This is a genomic window from Micromonospora sp. R311, from assembly GCF_056780015.1.
In genome coordinates this window covers 61,204-81,667 of sequence record NZ_JBSWCE010000015.1, presented here as the reverse complement: position 1 = coordinate 81,667, position 20,464 = coordinate 61,204, and the positions used below count along the sequence as shown (strand labels likewise).

Here is a 20,464-nt window from a genome sequence, read left to right as displayed (position 1 = left end):
ACGGGCCGAAGTGCAAGATCGCGGGACCGGACGGCGGGGTCAGGGCGCGAGTTCGGCGATCAGTTCGTCGTCCTCCATCGCGCCGGTGGGGCGGAAGCCGAGGGTCGTGTAGAGGCGGGCGGCGTCGGTGTTGTCGGGGTGGTACGAGAGCCGGACCGGCTCGCCCTGGGCGGCCAGCCAGCCGGCGAGGGTGGCCACGGCGGCACGCCCGACGCCCCGGCCCTGTTCGGCGGCGTCGATGACCATCCCGCCGATCCAGCGGGAGCCGTCGTCGTCGACCCCCCACATGACGTGCCCGGCCACCGTCTCGTCCGCGTACACGGCGAGCGAGGTCCACACCTCCGAGCGCATGGTCAGCAGCAGGTAGCGGGCCGCCAGCGCGGGCACCCAGTCCCGCTGGTCGTCGCGCGGGGCGACGTCGGCCACCGCCCGCCAGTTGTGGTCGTCCACCGGCCGCAGGGTGACCCGGCGCCCGGCCCGGTCGAGCTCTCCAGAATCGATCACCGGGGCAGCGTAGGAGCCGCCCCGGCGGTCCGGCGAGCGGTTTCAGTCGAGCAGGGCGTCCAGGCCGACGGTCAGGCCCGGCCGGTTGCGCACCGCGCGCACGGCCAGCAGCACCCCGGGCATGAACGAGGCCCGGTCGTACGAGTCGTGCCGGATGGTCAGCGTCTCGCCGGTGGTGCCGAAGAGCACCTCCTGATGGGCGACCAGCCCGGTGGCGCGCACGGCGTGCACGCGTACCCCGTCGATGTCGGCGCCCCGGGCACCGGCGACCTCGTCCTTGGTCGCGTCGGGCACCGGGCCGAACCCGGCCTCGGCGCGGGCCGCCGCGATCAGCCGCGCGGTGTGCGTGGCGGTGCCGCTCGGGGCGTCCAGCTTGCGCGGGTGGTGCTGCTCGATGATCTCGACCGACTCGAAGTGCCGGGCCGCCCGCGCGGCGAACTGCATCATCAGCACCGCGCCGATGCCGAAGTTGGGCGCGATCACCACGCCGACCCCGGGCTTGCGGGCCAGCCACCCGCGCACCCGCTCCAGCCGCTGCTCGGTGAAGCCCGTGGTGCCGACCACCGCGTTGATGCCCTGGTCGATGCACCAGTGCAGGTTGTCCATGACGACGTCCGGAGTGGTGAAGTCGACGACCACCTCGGCGCCGGCGTCGGAGGCGTTGAACAGCCAGTCGCCCTGGTCGACCATCGCCACCAACTCCATGTCGGCGGCGGCGTCGACCGCCTTGCACACCTCGACACCCATCCGGCCGCGGGCACCCAGCACACCGACCCGGATCGGCTCGGCCGCGCCCTTCTCCTGCTCGTCAGTCACGGGGCACAACCTATCCCAATCGGGACGCCGTCACCGGGCGGGCCGGCCACCGTCCCACCGGCCCCGGACCGGCGTCGACGGTCAGCGGGCGGCGAAGTCGTGCTCGCCGAACGGGCCGACCACGGCCAGTGACATCGGTCGGCTCAGCAGCTCGGCGGCGAGGGTGTTGACGTCGTCCACGGTCACCGCGTCCACCCGGGTGAGCAGCTCGTCGACCGGCATCAGGTCGCCGTAGAGCAGCTCGCCCTTGGCCAGCCGGCTCATCCGGGAGCCGGTGTCCTCCAGGCCGAGCACGAACGACCCCTTCGACATGCCCTTGCCCCGGGCGACCTCCGTCTCGGTCAGCCCGTCGGCGGCCACCCGGGCCAGCTCGGCCCGGGTCAGCTCCAGCACCTCGTCCACCTTGCCCGGGGCGCAGCCCGCGTAGACCGCGAACAGGCCGGTGTCGGCGTACTGGCTGGCGTAGGAGTAGACCGAGTAGGCCAGGCCGCGCTGCTCGCGGATCTCCTGGAACAGCCGGCTGGACATGCCGCCGCCGAGCACGTTGTTGAGCACGCCGAGGGCGAACCGCCGCTCGTCGAGCCGGTCGATGCCGGGGCAGCCGAGGATGACGTGCGCCTGCTCGGTCTCCTTCGGCTCGACCAGGGTGGTCGCGGCCTTCGTGCGTACCGCCGGAGTGGCCGACCGGTGCGGCGCCGGCGACGCCGGGTCGGTGTCCAGCGGGGTGCCGCGCAGCGCCTGGCGGACCAGCTTGACCACGGCGGCGTGGTCCAGGTTGCCGGCGGCTGCGATGACGATCTGCGGCGCGACGTAGCGGCGCCGGTAGAAGCTCTGGATCTGCCGCCGGCTCATCGGCGTGACCGTCTCCTCGGTGCCGGAGATCAGCCGTCCGAGCGGGTGGTCGCCGTAGACCGCCCGGGCGAAGAGGTCGTGCACCTCGTCAGCGGGCTCGTCGTCGTGCATGGCGATCTCTTCGAGGATCACGCCCCGCTCGGTCTCCACATCGGCCGGGTCCAGCACCGAGTCGGCGACCAGGTCGCACATGACGTCGATGGCCAGCGGCAGGTCCTCGTCGAGCACCCGGGCGTAGTAGCAGGTGTATTCCTTCGTGGTGAAGGCGTTGGTCTCGCCGCCCACCGCCTCGATCGCCGAGGAGATCTCCAGCGCGCCGCGCTTGCGGGTGCCCTTGAAGAGCAGGTGCTCCAGGAAGTGCGCGGCACCGGCCTGCGGGCCGGTCTCGTCGCGGGAGCCGACCGCCACCCAGATGCCGAACGACACGCTGCGCATCGCCGGGATGGCCTCGGTGAGCACGCGCAGCCCGCTGGGCAGCACGGTACGGCGTACCGTGCCGCCCAACGGGTCGTCGCTCAGGGTCCGGGTGACCGCCCGGGCGGCGCCGCCGGCGCGGGTGGCCCCGGCGGACGCGGCCACCCCCCGTCGATCCGGCGGAAACGGCGCACGAACGGCCCGACTCACGTGTTGCTCCAAGATCGACGAGGGGTGGGTGGTGCGATGGTCAGGCGTCAGCTGTGCCGGGTCCGGCGGCGCGGACGCTCGCCGCCCTCGCCACCCTCGCCGCCGCCCGGGCCGCGCTCGCCGCCGCCGGGGCCCCGACCGCCCCGCTCGCCGCGCTCGCGGTCGCCCCGGTCACGCGGGCCCCGGTCGCCCCGGTCGCGGCCGGCCGGCCGCTCGCCACCGGCCTCGCCCTCGGCCGGCGCCTCGGCGCCCTCCGGGCGGACCTTGTCCAGGTAGATCTTGCCGCGGGCGTCGATGTCCGCGATCTCGACCTCGACCCGGTCGCCGACGTTGAGGAAGTCCTCGACCTTCTCGACCCGCTTGCCGTCGCCCACCTTGGAGATGTGCAGCAGGCCGTCCCGGCCCGGCAGCAGCGAGACGAACGCGCCGAACGCGGCCGTCTTCACCACGGTGCCGAGGAACCGGTCGCCGACCTTCGGCAGCGTCGGGTTGGCGATCGCGTTGATCCGCTCCACCGCCGCCTGGGCCGACGGGCCGTTGGTGGCGCCGACGTAGATGGTGCCGTCGTCCTCGATGGAGATCTCGGCGCCGGTCTCGTCCTGGATGGCGTTGATGGTCTGCCCCTTCGGGCCGATCACCATGCCGATCTTGTCGACCGGGATCTTGACGGTGGTGACCCGCGGGGCGTAGTCCGACATCTCGGCCGGCGCCTCGATCGCCCGCTGCATCACGTCGAGGATGGTCTGCCGGGCCTCGTGGGCCTGCTGCAGCGCGGCGGCCAGCACGTCGGACGGGATGCCGTCGAGCTTGGTGTCGAGCTGGAGCGCGGTCACGAAGTCCCGGGTGCCGGCGACCTTGAAGTCCATGTCGCCGAACGCGTCCTCGGCGCCGAGGATGTCGGTCAGCGTCACGTACTGGGTCTTGCCGTCGACCTCGTCGGAGATCAGGCCCATGGCGATGCCGGCGACCGGCGCCTTCAGCGGCACACCCGCGCTGAGCAGGCCCAGCGTCGAGGCGCAGACCGAGCCCATCGAGGTGGAGCCGTTGGAGCCGAGCGCCTCGGAGACCTGCCGGATGGCGTACGGGAACTCCTCGCGCGAGGGCAGCACCGGGATCAGCGCCCGCTCGGCGAGCGCGCCGTGGCCGATCTCGCGCCGCTTCGGCGAACCGACCCGGCCGGTCTCACCGGTCGAGTACGGCGGGAAGTTGTAGTTGTGCATGTAGCGCTTGGACTTCTCCGGGGAGAGGGTGTCCAGCGACTGCTCCATGCGCAGCATGTTCAGCGTGGTGACGCCCAGGATCTGGGTCTCGCCCCGCTCGAACAGCGCCGAGCCGTGCACCCGGGGCAGCACGCCGACCTCGGCGGTCAGCGGCCGGATGTCGCGCGGGCCGCGGCCGTCGATGCGCACCTGCTCGCGCAGCACCCGGCTGCGGACCTCGGACTTGGTCAGCGACCGCAGCGCGGCGCTGAGCTCCTTCTCCCGGCCCTCGAAGCGCGGGCCGAGCTCCTCGGCCACCCGGGCCTTGATCCGGTCCAGGGCCTCCTCGCGGTCGGCCTTGCCGGCGATCTTCAGCGCCTCGGCCACGTCGGCGCGGGCCAGCTCGGCCACCGCGTCGTACGCGTCGTCGGAGTAGTCCAGGAAGACCGGGAACTCGGCGACCGGCTTGGCGGCCACCTCGGCCAGCTCGCCCTGCGCCCGGCACAGCTCGCGGATGGCCGGCTTGGCGGCCTCCAGACCGCTGGCCACGACCTCCTCGGTCGGGGCGGGGGCGCCGCCGGCGACCAGTGCCACGGTGTGCTCGGTGGCCTCGGCCTCGACCATCATGATCGCGACGTCGCCGTCGGGCAGGGCGCGGCCGGCCACCACCATGTCGAAGGTGGCCCGGGCCAGCTCCTCGTGGGTCGGGAAGGCGACCCACTGGCCGTCGACGTGCGCCATCCGGGTCGCCCCGATCGGGCCGGAGAACGGCAGGCCGGAGAGCTTGGTCGACATCGAGGCGGCGTTGATCGCCACCACGTCGTACGGGTGCTGCGGGTCGAGGGCGAGGACGGTCTCGACGACCTGGACCTCGTTGCGCAGGCCCTTGACGAACGACGGGCGCAGCGGCCGGTCGATCAGCCGGCAGGTGAGGATGGCGTCCTCGCTGGGCCGGCCCTCCCGGCGGAAGAACGAGCCGGGGATCCGGCCCGCGGCGTACATCCGCTCCTCCACGTCCACGGTCAGCGGGAAGAAGTCGAACTGCTCCTTGGGCTGCTTGCCCGCGGTGGTGGCGGAGAGCACCACCGTCTCGCCCAGCTGGGCGATCACGGAGCCGGCGGCCTGGCGGGCCAGCCGGCCGGTGGAGAAGGTGATCTCACGGGTGCCGAAGGCCCCGTTGTCGATCACGGCGGTGCGGGACTGGGTGCCGAGGTTACTCTCGGTCATGTGCGGTCGTGCTCCTTCGCATCGGGGGCCCACGACGCGGAGAGCTGCTCAGACGGCCGGTCTTCGATCGAAGCGCCCGGGTGGCGGCGAGATGCCGGGTGCCCGGGGGCCACTACCGGAGACCGGTACGCTGACCGGCTCCCTGTTCGGGTGGTCGCGCGGCCCTGTTCTTCTGTGGTGCGGAGCGGGGGAGCGGCCGGTCGGCCACTCCCCCGTCACGTCACCGGCGCAGACCGAGCCGCTCGATGAGCGACCGGTAGCGGTTGATGTCCTTCTTCTGGACGTAGTTGAGCAGCCGACGGCGACGGCCGACCAGCAGCAGCAGCCCACGGCGGCTGTGGTGGTCGTGCTTGTGCACCTTCAGGTGCTCGGTGAGCTCGGCGATCCGCTTGGTGAGGACCGCGACCTGCACCTCCGGCGAACCGGTGTCGCCCTCGGCGGTCGCGTACTCCGCGCGGATCTTGGCCTTGGCTTCCTGGTCGAGCGCCATGTTCTCCCTGTTTCGTGGGTTGTCGATGGTGTCCGTCGGACCGGTCAGGGGACCGGGAACGGACCGGTACCTCGCACCCGCGGCGTCGTGCAGGCACGCGAGGCCCCACGTCGGTCAGCCGACGTCCCCGCCAGACTACCAGCCCGGCCGGGCGCCGACCGGTCAAGGGCGGCGAACCGGGGCGTCGCGCGCCCGCGGGCCGCCGGTGGCCCGCCCGGAGCCCTCCGGTCAGCCCAGCGCCCGGCGGGTCCGCTCCACGTCCTGCTCGATCTGGGCGATCAGCGGCTCGATCGCGTCGAACCGGATCTGCTCCCGCAGGTGCGCCACGAAGTCCAGCGCCAGCCGTTCACCGTAGAGGTCGCCGGTGAAGTCCAGCGCGTACGCCTCCACCCGCCGCTCCCGGCCGGAGAAGGTCGGGTTGGTGCCGACCGACACCGCCGCGGCCAGCGGCTCGCGCTGCCCGCGGCGTACCAGCCGGGCCGCGTAGACGCCGTCGGCGGGCACCGCCGCGTAGCGGTGGCAGAGCAGGTTGGCGGTGGGGAAGCCGAGTTCCCGGCCGCGCTGGTCGCCGCGGACCACCACCCCCTCCAGCCGGTGCGGGCGGCCCAGCGCGGCGGCCGCCGCGCCCACGTCACCGGCGTCGACGCAGGAGCGGATGTACGTGGAGGAGAAGACCGTGCCCGCCTCGGCGACCAGCGGGCCGGCCTCCACCCCGAACCCGAAGGTGCGGCCGAGTCGCTCCAGCAGCGCCACGTCGCCGGCGGCCCGGTGCCCGAAGCGGAAGTTGTCCCCCACCACCACCAGGGCGGCGTGCAGGTGCTCCACCAGGACGTCGTGCACGAACGCCTCGGCCGGCAGCCGGGAGAACTCCGGGGTGAACGGCACCACGCAGAGCACGTCGACACCGAGCGCCTCGATCAGCTCCGCCTTGCGGGCCGGCTCGGTCAGCACCGCCGGGTGCGAGCCGGGACGGACCACCTCGGCCGGGTGCGGGTCGAAGGTGACCACCACCGACTTCACGCCCAGCTCCCGGGCCCGGGCCACGGCGTGCCCGATGGTCGCCTGGTGCCCCCGGTGCACCCCGTCGAAGACCCCGATGGTGACGACCGACCGCCCCCAGCCACCGGGCGCCGCGTCGTACCCCCGCCACCGCTGCATGCTGCTCCTCCCCTGCCTGCCCGCGGCCGCGACCCGGCCCCGGGTGAACCTCCCGCCGGCCCGCGGCGGGGCTCGCGCCCGCCCGTCAGGCCGGCGCGAGCACGATCTCCGCGCGGGCCCGGCCGTCCCGCTCGCTGACGATAGCGATCAAGCCGCCGGCCGGGTCGAAGACCGCGTAGGGGCCGGCGATCCCGGCCGGGTCGAGCGGCCCGCCGTGGGAGAGCACCTTCGCCTCGTCGGCGCTGGCCTCCCGGCGCGGGAAGAACCGGTCGGCCGCCGCGGCCAGCGGGAGGTTGACCACCTCGGGCGCGCGCCGCTCCAACTCGTCGAGGGTGGCGGCCTCCGCGAGGGTGAAGCCACCCACCGCGGTACGCCGCAGCGCGGTCAGGTGGCCGCCGACCCCGAGCGCCAACCCCGCGTCCCGGGCGATGGCCCGGATGTACGTCCCGGACGAGCAGTCCACGGCCACGTCCACGTCGACCACGTCGTCCGCCCGGCGGATCGCCAGCAGGTCGAGCCGGGAGATGGTGACCCGGCGGGCGGGCAGCTCGACGCTCTCCCCCTCGCGCACCCGCTTGTACGCCCGCTGCCCGTCGATCTTGATGGCGCTCACCGCGCTCGGCACCTGATCGATCTCGCCGGTCAGCGCGGTCAGCGCGGCCCGGACCGCGTCGTCGGTGACCCGGCCGGCCGGGGTGGTGGCGATCACGTCGCCCTCGGCGTCGTCGGTGACGGTCGCCTGGCCGAGCCGGATGGTGCCGGTATAGCTCTTGCCCGCGCCGATCACGTACGTCAGCAGCCGGGTGGCCCGGCCCACCCCGATCACCAGCACCCCGGTGGCCATCGGGTCCAGCGTGCCGCCGTGGCCGACCCGGCGGGTCCGGGCCAGCCGGCGGATCCGCGCCACCACGTCGTGCGACGTCATGCCGCCGGGCTTGTCGACCACGATCAGACCGTCTGCGCTCACGACACCCAAGCCTGCCAGACGGCCGGGCCGGGGCGATCGGCGGTGGACGCGGAGCCGGATCCGACGTCCGGCCGATGGACCGTTCCTCCGGTCGGCCGGTCCTGCCGGCCGACCGGCGGGCGGGGCGGCGGGCACCCCGGCGCGGGTGCGAAGATCATCCGCCCTCAGCGGGTCCGACCGGCGGCCGACGCCAGCCGGAACGGGCTCACCACCACCGGCAGGAGCACGATGGCCCCCGATGTACCGCCCGCGCACGAACACCGCCCGCACGTCGACCTGCCGGAGTGGATGCGCACTCCGACGCCGCCCCGGCGGACCCTCGGTCGCCGCGTCTCCGAGCTGGTCGAGCGGGTGCCGGCGCTGCGCACGGCCCGCCGGGCGCTGTGGCGGCGGTGGGACCGCCCCCGGTGGAGCGAGCGACACCCGGTGGTGAGCGCGTTCCTGTCGTTCTTCGGCGTAGCCGTGGCGGCGACCGCCCTGGTCACCGGCACGCTCTACCTGTTCCACAAGATGATGCGCGGTGAGCTGTGACGGAGGACCCGATGAGCGCCGACCCACCGCACGACCGGTCGGCGACCGCCGCCTCACCGGCCGGCACCGCGCAGTCGGTACCGGCCGAGCCTTCTCGCGGTGATGCCGTCGGCGGAGTGAAGTTCGCCGAGGCCGCACCGATCCGGGTACCCGACTGGATGCGCGAGCCGCAGCCGGACCGCCCGCTGACCCGTGCCGAGCGGCTCCGGCTGGGCTGGGCGGAGCACAGCGGGAAGCTGCTCGGCGGGCTCGCCGCCGTGGTGGTGCTGGCGTTCCTGGCGGTCCTCGGCATTGGCGGGCTCGGGATCTACGACCATACGCGGGACAACGGGCCGCTCCTGCCCGACCGCCGGGGCGTCCCCGGCCAGCCCCGGCCCACCGACGCCGACGGCAACTCGGTCAGCCCGTGGGCGGCCACCCCGGCCGAGTCGTTCGCCGCCGGGGCGGAGGCCATCGTCCCGCCGCCTGCGAAGGCAGCCGGCCCGTTCACGGCCGAGCAGGTCACGGACGCCCTGTCCACGGTCCGGCAGGCGCTCGTCGAGGCGCGGCTCGACCGGTCGATGGTGGAGCTCGGCGACCCGGCGCCCTTCCTCGACCTGCTGGCCGCGGACAGCCGGGCCGAGGTCCGTGACGACCTGTCGAACGGCAGCGTGTTGAACTACGCGACCCGCGTGGACGACGACGCCGAGCCGGGGCTGGACGCCGAGGACCGGGTTCGGGCGCAGGGCACGGTCAGCTACCGCGCGACGACCGACCAGGACGGCATTCGGGTGCTGGAGATCACCACCAGCTTCATCTGGGTCTACCACTTCGACCTGTGGCGGGCGCAGGAGTACCCGCCGGGGGCCGAGCTGGTCACGGTGCGGGACAGGGTGGTCTGGCACCTGCCGCACCCCGACGACGTCCGCCCGTCGTCGCGCGGGCTCTGGGTGCAGGACGCGGCGAGCACCCTGGTCAACGCCGACTGCGCCGGCATCGGCCGGGGCTTCCTCGCGCTGGCCCCCGAGGAGCCGTTGCGCCGCAGGCCGACCCCGGGACCGACCGGTGACGTCTACGACCCGACCTGGCGGCCGGGCGACGGAGAGGCCTGCTGACCGGCAGCTCAGCGCACCGCGCCGACCACCGCCCAGCCGCCGGAGCGCAGCCGCAGCAGCAGGGCGGCCAGCCGGAGCACGATGAACAGGGTCAGCCCGGCCCAGATCCCGCCCAGCCCGAGGTCGAGGCCGTACGCCAGCCAGATCGCCGGCAGGAACCCGCCGAGCGCGGACACCACGGTGAGGTTGCGCAGGTAGCGGACGTCGCCGGCGCCGATCAGCACACCGTCGAGGGCGAAGACCACCCCGGCCAGCGGCTGCATGGCGACGAACCACGGCCAGGCGGCCATCGTCTGCTCGCGTACCTGTGGGTCGGAGCTGAACCAGGACGGGACCACGCCGGCGCCGGCGGCGATCAGCACCGCGAACACCAGGCCGCAGGCCGCGCCGAGCAGCGCGACCCGGCGGGCCAGCGCGCGGGCCCCGGTCGCGTCGCCGGCGCCGAGCGCGGCGCCGACCAGCGACTGGGCGGCGATGGCGAGCGCATCGAGCACCAGCGCGGTGAAGAACCACAGCTGCAGGGCGATCTGGTGCGCGCCGACCGCGGCGGCGCCGAACCGGGCGGCGACCGCCGTGGCGGAGAGGAAGCTGGCCTGGAACGCCACCCCCCGGATCAGCAGGTCGCGGCTGAGCACCAGTTGCTGCCGGATCAGCCGCGGCCGGGGCCGCAGGGCGACCCGCTCGCCGACCAGGGCGGCGGCGAACAGCCCGCCGGAGATGGTCTGGGCCACCGCGTTGGCCACGGCCGAGCCGGTCAGGCCGAGCCCCGCCGGGTAGACCAGCAGCGGGCAGAGCAGCGCGGAGAGCAGGTTGGGGGCGAGCACGAACCACAGCGGGCGGCGGGTGTCCTGGATGCCGCGCAGCCAGCCGTTGCCGGCGGCGGCGAGCAGCAGGCCGGGCGTGCCGAGCGCCGCGATCCGCAGCCACTGCCCGGCGGCGTCGGCCACCTCCCCGGCGCCCCCGGCGAGGGTACGCGCCAGCGCGCCACCGCCGAGTTGCATGCCGACCGCGACCAGCAGCCCGACGCCGAGTGCCAGCCAGGAGGCCTGCACCCCCTCGGCCACCGCGGCGGCCCGGTCGCCGGAGCCGAACCGTCGTGCCGACCGCCCCGTGGTGCCGTACGCGACCACGGTGCCGAGCCAGGCGGTGAGCGTCATCACGGTGCCGCCGACGGCGACCGCGGCCAGCGGCACCCGGCCGAGGTGGCCCACCACGGCGGTGTCGACCAGCACGTAGAGCGGCTCGGCGGCCAGCACGACGAGGGCCGGCAGGGCGAGCGCGGCGATCCGGCGCGGCGAGGCGGCCCGCGCCGCGGTGAGGGTGCTGGTCTGGCTCATCGCCGCCGATCCTGACACAGCCAGGTAAGGCATGCAAGACGCCCCATCACTTACATTCCCTGTCGCCGGCCGACGCCTCGCGGGATCGTCTGACCCTGGGCAGGGCCCTGGGCGTGGACCCGCCCTGCCGGGCATCGGACGATCACGGCTTCGGCAGGGAACCGAGCCAGCGGCGGACCTCGGCAGGGGTGCGGAGCCGGACCACCGGCAACCCGGGCGCCCAGGTCTCGACGCCGCGCAGCAGCCGGGGCCGGGAGTGCCGGGGATAGCGCCAGACGTAGCGGAGGAACTGCGCCTCGATCCGTTCCGGGCAGCCGGGCGGCAGGTCGGCGCGGCCGGTGGCCCGGTACGTCCAGCGTCGGCGCAGTACCCGCAGCAGGCAGAGCCGCCGGGGCGGATCGCAGAGGACGAGCAGGTCGGCCCGGGGCAGGCGCAGGTCGAGGGTGCCGCCGTAGTTGCCGTCCATCACCCAGGCCGGCCGGGCGGCCAGACCGGCGACGACCGCCCGCCATGAGGCGTCGTCGCTGGGCACCCAACCGGGGCGCCAGTAGTGCCGGTCGAGGTGGATCAGCGGGAGGTCGAGCCGGCGCGCGACCTCGCGGGAGAGGGTGCTCTTGCCGGCGCCCGGGCTGCCGGCGATGAGAATCCGTCGCACCTCGGGGACGGTAGCGACCCGCGGCCGGGACGGTGGACGGCCGCGCCGCCGGCCTGCGGAGAGCTCGGGACCGGCACCCTGACCGACCTGGCCGCCACGGACGAGCGCGGAGTCTCCACGGATTGGTCGGACCGCCGTGGGCCGCCGTCAGCGGCCCGGGAGCACCGACGTGAGTGCCCGCAAGGCGACCGGAATCGCGTACGGCATCACCCTGCCGTCAGCGCCCCGGGGCGGACCGGAGCCGGCGGGCCGGGAGGACCGGCGTCGACGCGCTCAGCGGGCGCGGAGGACCGGCGGGGGCCCGGTCAGCGGGCGCGGAGGACCGGCGGGGGCGCGGTCAGCGTCTGGGAGGAAGGGGTTCGGCGCCGGTCGGCGCCGGGTGGGCGGTGACGTCGTCGGCGTGGCACGTCGGCGGCGTCACCGCCGGTCGGTCAGCGTCACTGACGGGTGTCCATCGACGTCTGCAGCGCGCGGCGCATCTGCTCACGGGCCTCGTCGGTGGTCTCGGGCTTCGGCTTGCTCGGCATGGTGGTGATCCCCTTCCAGGGTGCGAGCCGCCGCCGGACGGCAGCTCTCACGGGCGGTCGTGCTGAGCGCCCGACAGCGGTCCGGGGTCACCGGAGCGGCTGGTGGGGCAGCGTGTGCCCGGGTCGGTCGACCCTGGAGGGAGGCGGCGCCCGGTGTGGCCCCACCGCCCACGGCCGCCGCCACGTGCGGCGCCGGCCGTTTCCCAAGCTATCGTTCAGGTCCACATGCTGCCCGGGGTTCCCGCCATTCGGACCTGATCAGGTCAGCGGGCCAGGAAGTGCCAGCCCAGCCACCACCAGAAGCCGAAGAGCCCGATCCGGCCGACCGGCACCGGGCCCACCTCGTAGCGCATCACGTACGCGCAGACCTCGCCCAGCGTGGGGATCCGTGAGCCCTCCCGCCGGGCGAGCCACTCGACCGCGCCGAAGAGCAGCAGCGCGGCCAGGAAGCCCGTGATGGCCAGCGTCCGCATCATCGCCGCACCAGCCCCCAGAACGCGGAGAGCCAGACCAGCCAGCCCGCCGAGCGGACCAGCTGGTCCTCCAGCAGCGGGTCGGCGAGCCGGGAGAAGGTGGGGAACTCGTCGCCCGCGGCGAGCACGAAGGTGGCCCCCTCGAAGACGCCGAAGACCACCACCGGCAGCGTCCACCAGACCGCGCCGGAGCCGAGCCGGGCAGGCGCCGGCCGCCGGGGCACCCGGTTGCTCAGGCCCAGCCAGATCAACACGCCGCCGGTGCCGAGGGTGTAGAGATTCGCCTCCGTCGAGAAGGACGGGAAGCGACCGCCGACCAGGGAGAGACAGACCAGCACCGGCACGGCCACGGCGGGCCGGTCCCAGGCGCGGGGCGCGTCGACGGTGAGGTCGTGGGGGTGCTCCATCCCGCAATTCTCCCCGCCGTCACCGAGCGCGGAAAGGTCAACACTCCCCGGAGCTGACCCTGATCTCTGCCCGCCCGAACCCGGCCCGGCGCCGCCCGACGTCCGGCGAGGGGTCGCGGTCAGCCCTCGGCGGGGTGCAGCAGCGCGCCGGGCAACTCGGCGCGGATCCGGTCGACCACCTCGTCGGCGGTACCCGCGCCGACGAAGCCGGCGGCGAACCGGTGCCCGCCCCCGCCGAGGGCGACCGCCACCCGGCTCACGTCGACCGCGCCCTTGCTGCGCAGCGAGACGGCCCACTCGCCGGCGGTGGTCTGCTTGACCACGCAGCTCACGTCGGCCTCGGCGGTGCACCGGACCGAGTCGATCAGCGCCTCCAGCACGTACGGCCGCTGGTCGTGGCGGGCCAGGTCGTCCAGGGTGGCGTAGGTCCAGACCAGGCCGTGCCCGTCGGCCGCGGCGGGCTCCAGCCGGGCCCGGCCGAGCACCTCGCCGAAGAGCCGGACGGCGCCGAAGGGTCGGGTGTCGAACACCCGACGGGAGATGTCGCCGGGGCGGATGCCGGTGGCGAGCAGCCGGGCCGCCATCTGGTGCACCGCCGGGGTGGTGGCCTCGAACCGGAACGAGCCGGTGTCGGTGGTCAGCGCCACGTAGAGGCACTCGGCGATGCCGGCGTCCAGCGGCACGTCCAGCCGGGCCAGCAGTTCCTCGGCGACCACCGAGGTGGCCGCGGCCCGGGGGTCCACCAGGTTGACGTCGCCGAAGCCGGTGTTGGAGGCGTGGTGGTCGAGCACCACGGCCGCGCCGGCGCCGGTCAGCCGGTCGACCAGCTCGCCGAGGCGCGACTCGCTCGCGGCGTCGAAGCAGATCACCAGGTCCGGGTCCGGGTAGGCCCGGGTGGCCGGCACCAGCAGGTCGAGCCCGGGCAGCCCGCGGAACGGCTCGGGCACCTCGGGCGGGCCGGGAAACGTCGCCTGCAACTGGCGTACGCCGAGCTGCCGCAGGCCGAGGCCGAAGCCGAGCATGCTGCCGAGCGCGTCACCGTCGGGGTTGACGTGGCAGATCAGCAGCACCCGGGCGTCGGGCGGCAGCTGTCGTACGGCCGCGACGGCGGCGGCCCAGTCGGCCTCGGTGGGGCCGGTGCCGGCCGGGGGCGCCGCCGCGACGAGGGCGCTCCCGGGCTGGCCGGAGGGGTCGGTCACCGTCGGTCCTCGCCCCGGGGCGGGGTCTCGTCCTCGTCCTCGGCGTCCTCGCCCACCGCGTCCTCGTCCTCGGACTCCTCGTCCAGCCGGTACGGCTGGGCCTCGCCCGCGTACGCGGCCTTGGCGGCCAGCCGCTGCACCTCGGCGTCGGCGTTACGGGCCGCGGCGAGCAGGTCGTCGATGTGCTTGACCTGGTCCTGCACGTCGTCGAGGACGAAGGTCAGGGTCGGCGAGTGTCGCAGCCCGAGGGCCTTGCCGACCGTGCTGCGCAGCATGCCCTTGGCGCTCTCCAGCGCGGCGGCGGTGCTGGACTGGGCCGCCGCGTCACCGAGCACGGTGTAGAAGACCGTGGCGTCGCGCAGGTCGGCGGTGATCCGCGCGTCGGTGATGGTGATCATCCCGAGCCGCGGGTCCTTGATCTGGCTCCGCACCACCGACGCGACCAGTTCGCGAATACGCTCCGCGTGCCGGCGTACCTTGGCCGGATCCGTCATCTCCGCCACCTCCACGGCGTCCCGCTCCCGGTCGGCCGACGGCGCCACGGCGCCGCCGGAACCGACCGGCCAACATCTCGAACACTACCTGCGCGGCCGGGCCCGTCGCGCGGCACCGGGGTGGCGCCGGCCGGGCGCCCGCCGGTCAGTCTTCCTCGCCGTAGAGCCGCCGGCGCACCGACAGCAGTTCGGTCTCGGGCCGGCCGGCCACCAGGCGCTCGCAGGAGTCGAGCACCTCGCGGACGTGGGCCGCCTCGGCGGCCACCACGGCCACCGCGATCTGCGCCCGGCCGTGCAGGTCGAGCGCGCCCACCTCGGCGGCGGACACCTCGAAGCGACGCAGCGCCGCCACGATCGGGCGTACGTATGATCTCTTGGCCTTGAGCGACCGGGAGTCGCCCGGCAGCAGCAGGTCGAAGAGCGCGGTTCCGGTGAACATCGCCCCGGACGATACCCGGCCGGACCCCCACATGATCAAGGGGTTTACGCCTTTCGGCGTAAACCCCTTGATCAGTGCGTCACCGCGGGATCAGGCGCGCGGCTTCTCCCGCATCTCGAAGGTCTCGATGATGTCGCCGACCTGGACGTTGTTGTAACCACCCAGGGTCAGACCACACTCGAAGCCCTCGCGGACCTCCGTGGCGTCGTCCTTGAACCGCTTGAGCGAGTTGATCGTGAGGTTGTCCGCCACGACCGACCCGTCCCGCAGCAGCCGCGCCTTGGCGTTGCGGCGGATGACACCGGACCGGACGATGCAGCCGGCGATGTTGCCGATCTTGGACGAGCGGAACACGTCGCGGATCTCCGCGCTGCCCAGCTCGACCTCCTCGTACTCCGGCTTGAGCAGGCCCTTGAGGGCCGCGTCGATCTCCTCGATGGCCTGGTAGATGACGGTGTAGTACCGGATCTCCACGCCCTCGCGGTCGGCGATCTCGCGGACCTTGTTGGCCGCCCGCACGTTGAAGCCGATGATCGTGACCGCCTCGGACGAGGCGCTCGCGAGCATGACGTCGCTCTCGGTGATCGCGCCGACGCCCCGGTGGATGATCCTGAGCTGGACCTCCTCGGGGATGTCGAGGTTGAACAGCGCGTCCTCGAGCGCCTCCACCGAACCGGAGACGTCGCCCTTGAGCACCAGGTTGAGCGAGGTCTTCTCGCCCTCCTTGAGCTGCTCCATGAGCGTCTCGAGGGTGGCCCGGCCCCGGGAGTTGGCGAAGGACGCCGCCCGCCGCCGTGCCTGCCGCTGCTCGGCGATCTGCCGCACCGTGCGGTCGTCCTCGGCCGCCAGGAACGTGTCGCCGGCCCCCGGCACCGCGGTCAGACCGAGCACCAGCACCGGACGTGCCGGCCCGGCCTCGGCGACCTGGTTGCCGTTCTCGTCGAGCATCGCGCGGACCCGGCCGTGCGCCCCTCCGGCGACGATCGAGTCGCCCGCCCGCAGGGTGCCCTTCTGCACCAGCACCGTCGCCACCGCACCGCGGCCCTTGTCCAGGTGCGCCTCGATGGCCACACCCTGGGCCGGCCCGTCGATCGGAGCGGTCAGCTCCAGCGACGCGTCGGCGGTCAGCAGGACGGCCTCGAGCAGGTCCTCGATGCCGATGCCCGGCTTGGCGGCCACGTTGACGAACATCGTGTCGCCGCCGTACTCCTCGGCGACCAGGCCGTACTCGGTCAGCTGCTGGCGGACCTTGTCCGGGTTCGCCTCCGGCTTGTCGACCTTGTTGACCGCCACCACGATCGGCACGTCGGCCGCCTTGGCGTGGTTCAACGCCTCGATCGTCTGCGGCATCACGCCGTCGTCGGCCGCGACCACCAGGATCACGATGTCGGTGACCTGGGCACCACGGGCACGCATGGCGGTGAACGCCTCGTGACCCGGGGTGTCGATGAAGGTGATCGCCCGGTCCTCGCCCTCGTGCGGGACGTGGACCTGGTAGGCGCCGATGTGCTGGGTGATGCCACCCGCCTCGCCGGCCACCACGTTCGCCTTGCGGATCGCGTCGAGCAGCTTGGTCTTACCGTGGTCGACGTGACCCATGACGGTCACCACCGGCGGCCGGTCGACCAGGCGGTCCTCCGCCACCTCGGCGTCGAGGTCGATGTTGAACTGCGCGAGCAGCTCGCGGTCCTCGTCCTCCGGGCTGACGATCTGCACGTTGAAGCCGAGGTGCTCACCCAGCAGCAGCAGGGTGTCGTCAGAGCAGGACTGGGTCGCGGTGACCATCTCGCCCAGGTTGAACATCTCCTGGACCAGCGAACCCGGGTTGGCGTTGATCTTGTCGGCGAAGTCCGACAGCGAGGCGCCACGGGAGAGCCGGACGACCTGACCCTGACCCCGGGGAGCACCCGAGCTCATGGTCGGGGCCGACAGGTTGTCGAACTCCTGTCTGCGCTGCTTCTTGGACTTGCGACCGCGGGTCGGGCGACCACCCGGACGCCCGAAGGCACCCGCGGCGCCGCCGCCACGGCCACGACCGCCGCCACCGGGGCGACCGCCGCCACCGGCCGGGGCACCCGGACGGAAACCGCCGCCGGGAGCACCACCGCCGCCGCCACCGGGGCCACCACGGTAGCCACCGCCACCGCCGCCGCCACCGGGACCGCCGCGGAAGCCACCGCCACCGCCGCCGCCACCGGGACCGCCGCGGAAGCCACCGCCACCGCCGCCGGGGCGACCTGCGCCGCCGCCGGGGCCACCACGACCGCCACCGGGGCCGCCGGGGCGACCGGTGGTGGGCCGCTGGCTCGGCATCGAGGCCGGGCTGGGCCGCGGCGGCATGGAGGCCGGGCTGGGCCGCGGCGGCATGCCCGCCGGGCTCGGCCGCGGGCCACCCGCACCGGCGGCCGGGGGCCGCTGCTGCTGGCCACCCTGGATGCCGAACGGGTTGTTACCGGCGCCGCGCGCCGGCGGACGACCGCCCGGACGGGCACCCGGACCGGGGGTCGGCCCGCCGGGACGACCGGCGGCCGGGGTACCCGGACGCGGCGGCACCGCGTTCGGACCCGGACGCGGACCCGGACGGGGACCGCCCTCGGCCGGGGGCTCCCGGCGGACGTTCTCCCGCTGCTGCTGGCGGGCGGCCTGCGCGGCCTTGACCGCGGCCTCCTGCTCAGCCTTGAGGGCAGCGGCGCGCGCCTCGGCGGCCGCCACCTCGATGTCGTGCGCGCTCGCCGGCTTGGCGACCGGGGTCGCCGGCTGCGGCGGGCCGGGGACCGGGCCCTTGGGCTTCGGTCCGGGTGTCGTCGCGGCCGGCCGCCGGGGCGGCATGGGCTTGGCCGAGACCCGGGGGGCACCCGGGCTCGGCGTCGGGGACGGCGTCGGGGTCGGCGCCGGGCTCGGAGCGGCCGCCGGGGCGGACGGCGCCGAGGAACCACCGGCGGACGCGACGAATGCGCCACGCAGCCGTCGGGCGACGGGCGCCTCGACGGTGCTGGACGCGGACTTCACGAACTCGCCCATTTCCTTCAGCTTGGCGAGAACGGTCTTGCTTTCGACCCCGAGCTCCTTAGCAAGCTCGTGTACGCGGGCCTTACCTGCCACTGCACTCCTCACTCCGAGGTCGTGCGGGCAGCACCCGCAGCGACCTCACTCGTGCACTTGAAGCCTGGTCATTTCTGCGACTTCATCGTGTGCTCATGTCGGTCGTCCTACCTTGCTAGCGACCCTCGTCCGGTCGGGTTGACCGGACGTAGTGGTTGGCGCATCGACGTGCTCCGCCAGCTCACCGTGGTCGAGGACCCCGGTGATGCGCAGCGCACGCCCGAAGGCGCGACGCCGCACCGCCAGCGCGAAGCAGGCCGGATCCGGGTGCATGTGCGCTCCCCGACCCGGCAGTCTGCGGGCCGGATCGGGCCGGAGGCTGTAGCCAGCCTCGTCGCCGACCGCGACGATCCGCAGCAATTCGCTGGCCGGCGCACGCCGCCGGCATCCCACACAGGTGCGCTCCGGCTGCGCGCGTCGTACCACTGGAGAAAGTCTACCCCTAGCTGCTCGAGATCGCGCCGCCCGGCTCCGGGACGTGATCAGCTTCGCCCCGGCCCGGCGCGGCGGCCTGCTCGGCGTCGGAGCGGATGTCGATCCGCCAACCGGTCAACCGGGCCGCGAGCCGGGCGTTCTGCCCTTCCCGGCCGATCGCGAGCGACAGCTGGAAGTCCGGGACGGTGACCCGGGCGGTCCGGCTGGCCAGGTCGACCACCTCGACGCGCAGCGCCTTGGCCGGCGACAACGCGTTGCCGACGAAGGTCGCCGGGTCGTCCGACCAGTCGATGATGTCGATCTTCTCGCCGTGCAGCTCGCTCATCACCGCGCGGACCCGCTGCCCCATCGGGCCGATGCAGGCGCCCTTGGCGTTCACCCCGGGAGTCGTCGAGCGCACCGCGATCTTCGTACGGTGACCTGCCTCACGGGCGATCGCCGCGATGTCGACGGTGCCGTCGGCGATCTCCGGCACCTCCAGCGCGAAGAGCTTCTTCACCAGCGCCGGGTGCGAACGGGACAGGGTGATCTGCGGACCGCGCATGCCCTTGGCCACGTGCACCACCACGCACCGGATCCGCTCGCCGTGCGCGTAGCGCTCGCCGGGCACCTGCTCGGACTGGGGCAGGACGCCCTCGATCTTGCCCAGGTCGACGCTGACGATGCCCTTCTCAGCCCGCGCCTCGTGCGCCTGCACCACACCGGTGACCAGGTCGCCGTCCCGCCCGACGTACTCGCCGAAGTGCACCTCGTCGGTGGCCTCCCGCAGCCGCTGGAGGATCACCTGCTTGGCCGTCATGGCGGCGATCCGGCCGAAGTCGTGCGGGGTGTCGTCCCACTCCCGCACCACCCCGCCCTCGTCGTCCAGTTCCTGCGCGTACACCAGGGCGGCGCCGGTCTTGCGGTCGATCTCCACCCGGGCGTGCGGCTCCGCACCCTCGGTGTGCCGGTAGGCGGTCAGCAGCGCGGTCTCGATCGCCGCGAGGATCGTGTCGAACGGGATCTCCCGCTCGCGCTCCAGTGCGCGCAGCGCCGCGAGGTCGATGTTCACCTCTCCTCGTCCTCCACATCATCGTCGTCGTCGAAGTCGTCGGTGTCGTCTGTCTCGTCGATCTCGTCGAGGCGGGTGAACTCGACCTGCACCCGGCCCGGGCCGAGATCGGCGTAGGCCCACTCCGCGCGGCCGGCCTCGGTCTCCAGCACCACGCGCTCGTCGTCGGCGGCGACCACCCGGCCGGTGACCTGCCGGTCCCCCGCGGGGCGTTCGCCGCGCTGCTCGGGCAGGCCGCCGCGGGCGGTGACCTTCACCAGCCGGCCCACGTTGCGCCGCCAGTGCCGCGGCAGGGTGAGCGGCCGGTCCACGCCCGGGGAGCTGACCTCCAGCTGGTATTCCCCCGCGACCAGGTCGCCACCGGATTCCTCCGCCGCGTCCAGCGCCGCCGAGACGGCCCGGGAGACGTCGGCGACGGCGTCCAGGTTGATCCCGCCGTCGGCGTCGACGATCACCCGCACCACGTGCCGCCGGCCGGCCCGGGAGACGGTGAGCTCCTCCAGGTCGTAGCCGGCTTCGTTGACCACCGGCTCGACGACCTCACGCAGCCGGGCGCGCCGGGCGGCCAGGTCGCCGCGGGGGGCGCCGGCGCGGTCGGCGCCGCGCGGGCCGTCGGCGCGCCGGGGTCTCCCCGTCGGCCTGGTGGCACGGCCACGCTGCGTCATCTGGCGCACCCTTCTCCTGATCCTCGGCGGCGGTCTGCCGCCATGCCGGCACGCCACCGGGGCGGACGCGCCGGTGGCTGCGCAGAGCGTAACGCGCCCGCGCCGTCCCGGACCGGGCGGCGCACCGACGCCGGTGGCCCACGTGCCGCCACGGATGGTGTTGACTTGTCCGGTGGCGACGGGCAGAACGACACAACACGGCCGGGTTTCCGGGCATT

The 20,464-nt window shown here is 74.2% G+C and carries 21 protein-coding genes; 2 read left to right on the top strand and 19 right to left on the bottom strand.

The annotated features are described in order from the left end of the window. Window positions 1-39: 39 nt before the first annotated feature. From AC1WTP_RS14935 to truB, 7 genes are all read right to left on the bottom strand, one after another. Window positions 40-504 (bottom strand): GNAT family N-acetyltransferase, encoded by a 465-nt coding sequence (locus tag AC1WTP_RS14935; RefSeq protein WP_481649849.1) that lies wholly within the window; start codon window positions 502-504, stop codon window positions 40-42. Between the two features lie 42 nt (window positions 505-546). Further along, the gene (gene dapB, locus AC1WTP_RS14930) at window positions 547-1,320 is read right to left on the bottom strand and encodes a 4-hydroxy-tetrahydrodipicolinate reductase (protein WP_481649848.1); all 774 of its coding nucleotides are present in this window, start codon (window positions 1,318-1,320) and stop codon (window positions 547-549) included. A gap of 81 nt (window positions 1,321-1,401) precedes the next feature. Further along, entirely contained in the window at window positions 1,402-2,796 is a 1,395-nt protein-coding gene (locus tag AC1WTP_RS14925) for a M16 family metallopeptidase (RefSeq protein WP_481649847.1), read from the bottom strand. A gap of 47 nt (window positions 2,797-2,843) precedes the next feature. Then, window positions 2,844-5,222, bottom strand: a complete 2,379-nt coding sequence (locus tag AC1WTP_RS14920; RefSeq protein WP_481649846.1) for a polyribonucleotide nucleotidyltransferase — start codon at window positions 5,220-5,222, stop codon at window positions 2,844-2,846. Between the two features lie 220 nt (window positions 5,223-5,442). Beyond that, on the bottom strand, window positions 5,443-5,712 hold the full coding sequence (gene rpsO, locus AC1WTP_RS14915) for a 30S ribosomal protein S15 (protein WP_043962418.1): 270 nt from the start codon (window positions 5,710-5,712) through the stop codon (window positions 5,443-5,445). A gap of 228 nt (window positions 5,713-5,940) precedes the next feature. Beyond that, the gene (locus AC1WTP_RS14910; RefSeq protein WP_481649845.1) at window positions 5,941-6,870 is read right to left on the bottom strand and encodes a bifunctional riboflavin kinase/FAD synthetase; all 930 of its coding nucleotides are present in this window, start codon (window positions 6,868-6,870) and stop codon (window positions 5,941-5,943) included. An 85-nt stretch (window positions 6,871-6,955) separates the two neighbouring features. Beyond that, window positions 6,956-7,837, bottom strand: a complete 882-nt coding sequence (truB, locus tag AC1WTP_RS14905) for a tRNA pseudouridine(55) synthase TruB (RefSeq protein ID WP_481649844.1) — start codon at window positions 7,835-7,837, stop codon at window positions 6,956-6,958. A 228-nt stretch (window positions 7,838-8,065) separates the two neighbouring features. Here truB and AC1WTP_RS14900 point away from each other — a divergent pair, with 228 nt between their 5' ends. After that, window positions 8,066-8,368: a hypothetical protein gene (locus tag AC1WTP_RS14900; RefSeq protein WP_481649843.1), complete on the top strand. Its 303-nt coding sequence runs from the start codon at window positions 8,066-8,068 to the stop codon at window positions 8,366-8,368. 11 nt (window positions 8,369-8,379) lie between these two features. Beyond that, on the top strand, window positions 8,380-9,462 hold the full coding sequence (locus tag AC1WTP_RS14895) for a hypothetical protein (protein WP_481649842.1): 1,083 nt from the start codon (window positions 8,380-8,382) through the stop codon (window positions 9,460-9,462). 8 nt (window positions 9,463-9,470) lie between these two features. Here AC1WTP_RS14895 and AC1WTP_RS14890 read toward each other — a convergent pair whose 3' ends face one another. The 12 genes from AC1WTP_RS14890 to rimP form a co-directional block, all read right to left on the bottom strand. Continuing rightward, entirely contained in the window at window positions 9,471-10,799 is a 1,329-nt protein-coding gene (locus AC1WTP_RS14890; protein ID WP_481649841.1) for an MATE family efflux transporter, read from the bottom strand. A gap of 142 nt (window positions 10,800-10,941) precedes the next feature. After that, window positions 10,942-11,454 (bottom strand): P-loop NTPase family protein, encoded by a 513-nt coding sequence (locus AC1WTP_RS14885; protein ID WP_481649840.1) that lies wholly within the window; start codon window positions 11,452-11,454, stop codon window positions 10,942-10,944. 437 nt (window positions 11,455-11,891) lie between these two features. Further along, window positions 11,892-12,032: a hypothetical protein gene (locus AC1WTP_RS14880; RefSeq protein WP_481649839.1), complete on the bottom strand. Its 141-nt coding sequence runs from the start codon at window positions 12,030-12,032 to the stop codon at window positions 11,892-11,894. 212 nt (window positions 12,033-12,244) lie between these two features. Next, a complete protein-coding gene (locus tag AC1WTP_RS14875; protein WP_481649917.1) occupies window positions 12,245-12,454 on the bottom strand; it encodes a DUF6186 family protein in 210 nt (69 codons plus the stop codon). Beyond that, window positions 12,454-12,861 (bottom strand): hypothetical protein, encoded by a 408-nt coding sequence (locus AC1WTP_RS14870; RefSeq protein ID WP_447135570.1) that lies wholly within the window; start codon window positions 12,859-12,861, stop codon window positions 12,454-12,456. The genes AC1WTP_RS14875 and AC1WTP_RS14870 overlap by 1 nt, the downstream gene beginning before the upstream one ends. Before the next feature lie 119 nt (window positions 12,862-12,980). Continuing rightward, window positions 12,981-14,060: a DHH family phosphoesterase gene (locus tag AC1WTP_RS14865; RefSeq protein ID WP_481649838.1), complete on the bottom strand. Its 1,080-nt coding sequence runs from the start codon at window positions 14,058-14,060 to the stop codon at window positions 12,981-12,983. Further along, window positions 14,057-14,554, bottom strand: coding sequence for a 30S ribosome-binding factor RbfA (gene rbfA / locus AC1WTP_RS14860; RefSeq protein WP_481649837.1), 498 nt, complete (start codon window positions 14,552-14,554; stop codon window positions 14,057-14,059). The genes AC1WTP_RS14865 and rbfA overlap by 4 nt, the downstream gene beginning before the upstream one ends. 145 nt (window positions 14,555-14,699) lie before the next feature. Then, window positions 14,700-14,993: a DUF503 domain-containing protein gene (locus AC1WTP_RS14855; RefSeq protein ID WP_481649836.1), complete on the bottom strand. Its 294-nt coding sequence runs from the start codon at window positions 14,991-14,993 to the stop codon at window positions 14,700-14,702. A gap of 90 nt (window positions 14,994-15,083) precedes the next feature. Then, the gene (infB, locus tag AC1WTP_RS14850) at window positions 15,084-18,095 is read right to left on the bottom strand and encodes a translation initiation factor IF-2 (protein WP_481649835.1); all 3,012 of its coding nucleotides are present in this window, start codon (window positions 18,093-18,095) and stop codon (window positions 15,084-15,086) included. A 93-nt stretch (window positions 18,096-18,188) separates the two neighbouring features. Continuing rightward, window positions 18,189-18,521, bottom strand: coding sequence for a YlxR family protein (locus tag AC1WTP_RS14845; RefSeq protein ID WP_447135575.1), 333 nt, complete (start codon window positions 18,519-18,521; stop codon window positions 18,189-18,191). A 16-nt stretch (window positions 18,522-18,537) separates the two neighbouring features. Further along, complete coding sequence (gene nusA, locus AC1WTP_RS14840) at window positions 18,538-19,581, bottom strand: transcription termination factor NusA (RefSeq protein ID WP_481649834.1); 1,044 nt, start codon at window positions 19,579-19,581, stop codon at window positions 18,538-18,540. Beyond that, window positions 19,578-20,246, bottom strand: a complete 669-nt coding sequence (rimP, locus tag AC1WTP_RS14835) for a ribosome maturation factor RimP (protein WP_481649833.1) — start codon at window positions 20,244-20,246, stop codon at window positions 19,578-19,580. Before rimP ends, nusA begins: the two co-directional genes overlap by 4 nt. Between the last annotated feature and the right edge of the window lie 218 nt (window positions 20,247-20,464).

Excerpts from the sequence above, each read along its gene's own strand:
- AC1WTP_RS14920 (WP_481649846.1), bottom strand. The coding sequence starts at position 5,222 with ATGACCGAGAGTAACCTCGGCACCCAGTCCCGCACCGCCGTGATCGAC.
- rpsO (WP_043962418.1), bottom strand. The coding sequence starts at position 5,712 with ATGGCGCTCGACCAGGAAGCCAAGGCCAAGATCCGCGCGGAGTACGCG.
- AC1WTP_RS14910 (WP_481649845.1), bottom strand. The coding sequence starts at position 6,870 with ATGCAGCGGTGGCGGGGGTACGACGCGGCGCCCGGTGGCTGGGGGCGG.
- AC1WTP_RS14900 (WP_481649843.1), top strand. The coding sequence starts at position 8,066 with ATGGCCCCCGATGTACCGCCCGCGCACGAACACCGCCCGCACGTCGAC.
- AC1WTP_RS14895 (WP_481649842.1), top strand. The coding sequence starts at position 8,380 with ATGAGCGCCGACCCACCGCACGACCGGTCGGCGACCGCCGCCTCACCG.
- AC1WTP_RS14890 (WP_481649841.1), bottom strand. The coding sequence starts at position 10,799 with ATGAGCCAGACCAGCACCCTCACCGCGGCGCGGGCCGCCTCGCCGCGC.
- AC1WTP_RS14875 (WP_481649917.1), bottom strand. The coding sequence starts at position 12,454 with ATGCGGACGCTGGCCATCACGGGCTTCCTGGCCGCGCTGCTGCTCTTC.
- AC1WTP_RS14870 (WP_447135570.1), bottom strand. The coding sequence starts at position 12,861 with ATGGAGCACCCCCACGACCTCACCGTCGACGCGCCCCGCGCCTGGGAC.
- rbfA (WP_481649837.1), bottom strand. The coding sequence starts at position 14,554 with ATGACGGATCCGGCCAAGGTACGCCGGCACGCGGAGCGTATTCGCGAA.
- AC1WTP_RS14855 (WP_481649836.1), bottom strand. The coding sequence starts at position 14,993 with ATGTTCACCGGAACCGCGCTCTTCGACCTGCTGCTGCCGGGCGACTCC.
- rimP (WP_481649833.1), bottom strand. The coding sequence starts at position 20,246 with ATGACGCAGCGTGGCCGTGCCACCAGGCCGACGGGGAGACCCCGGCGC.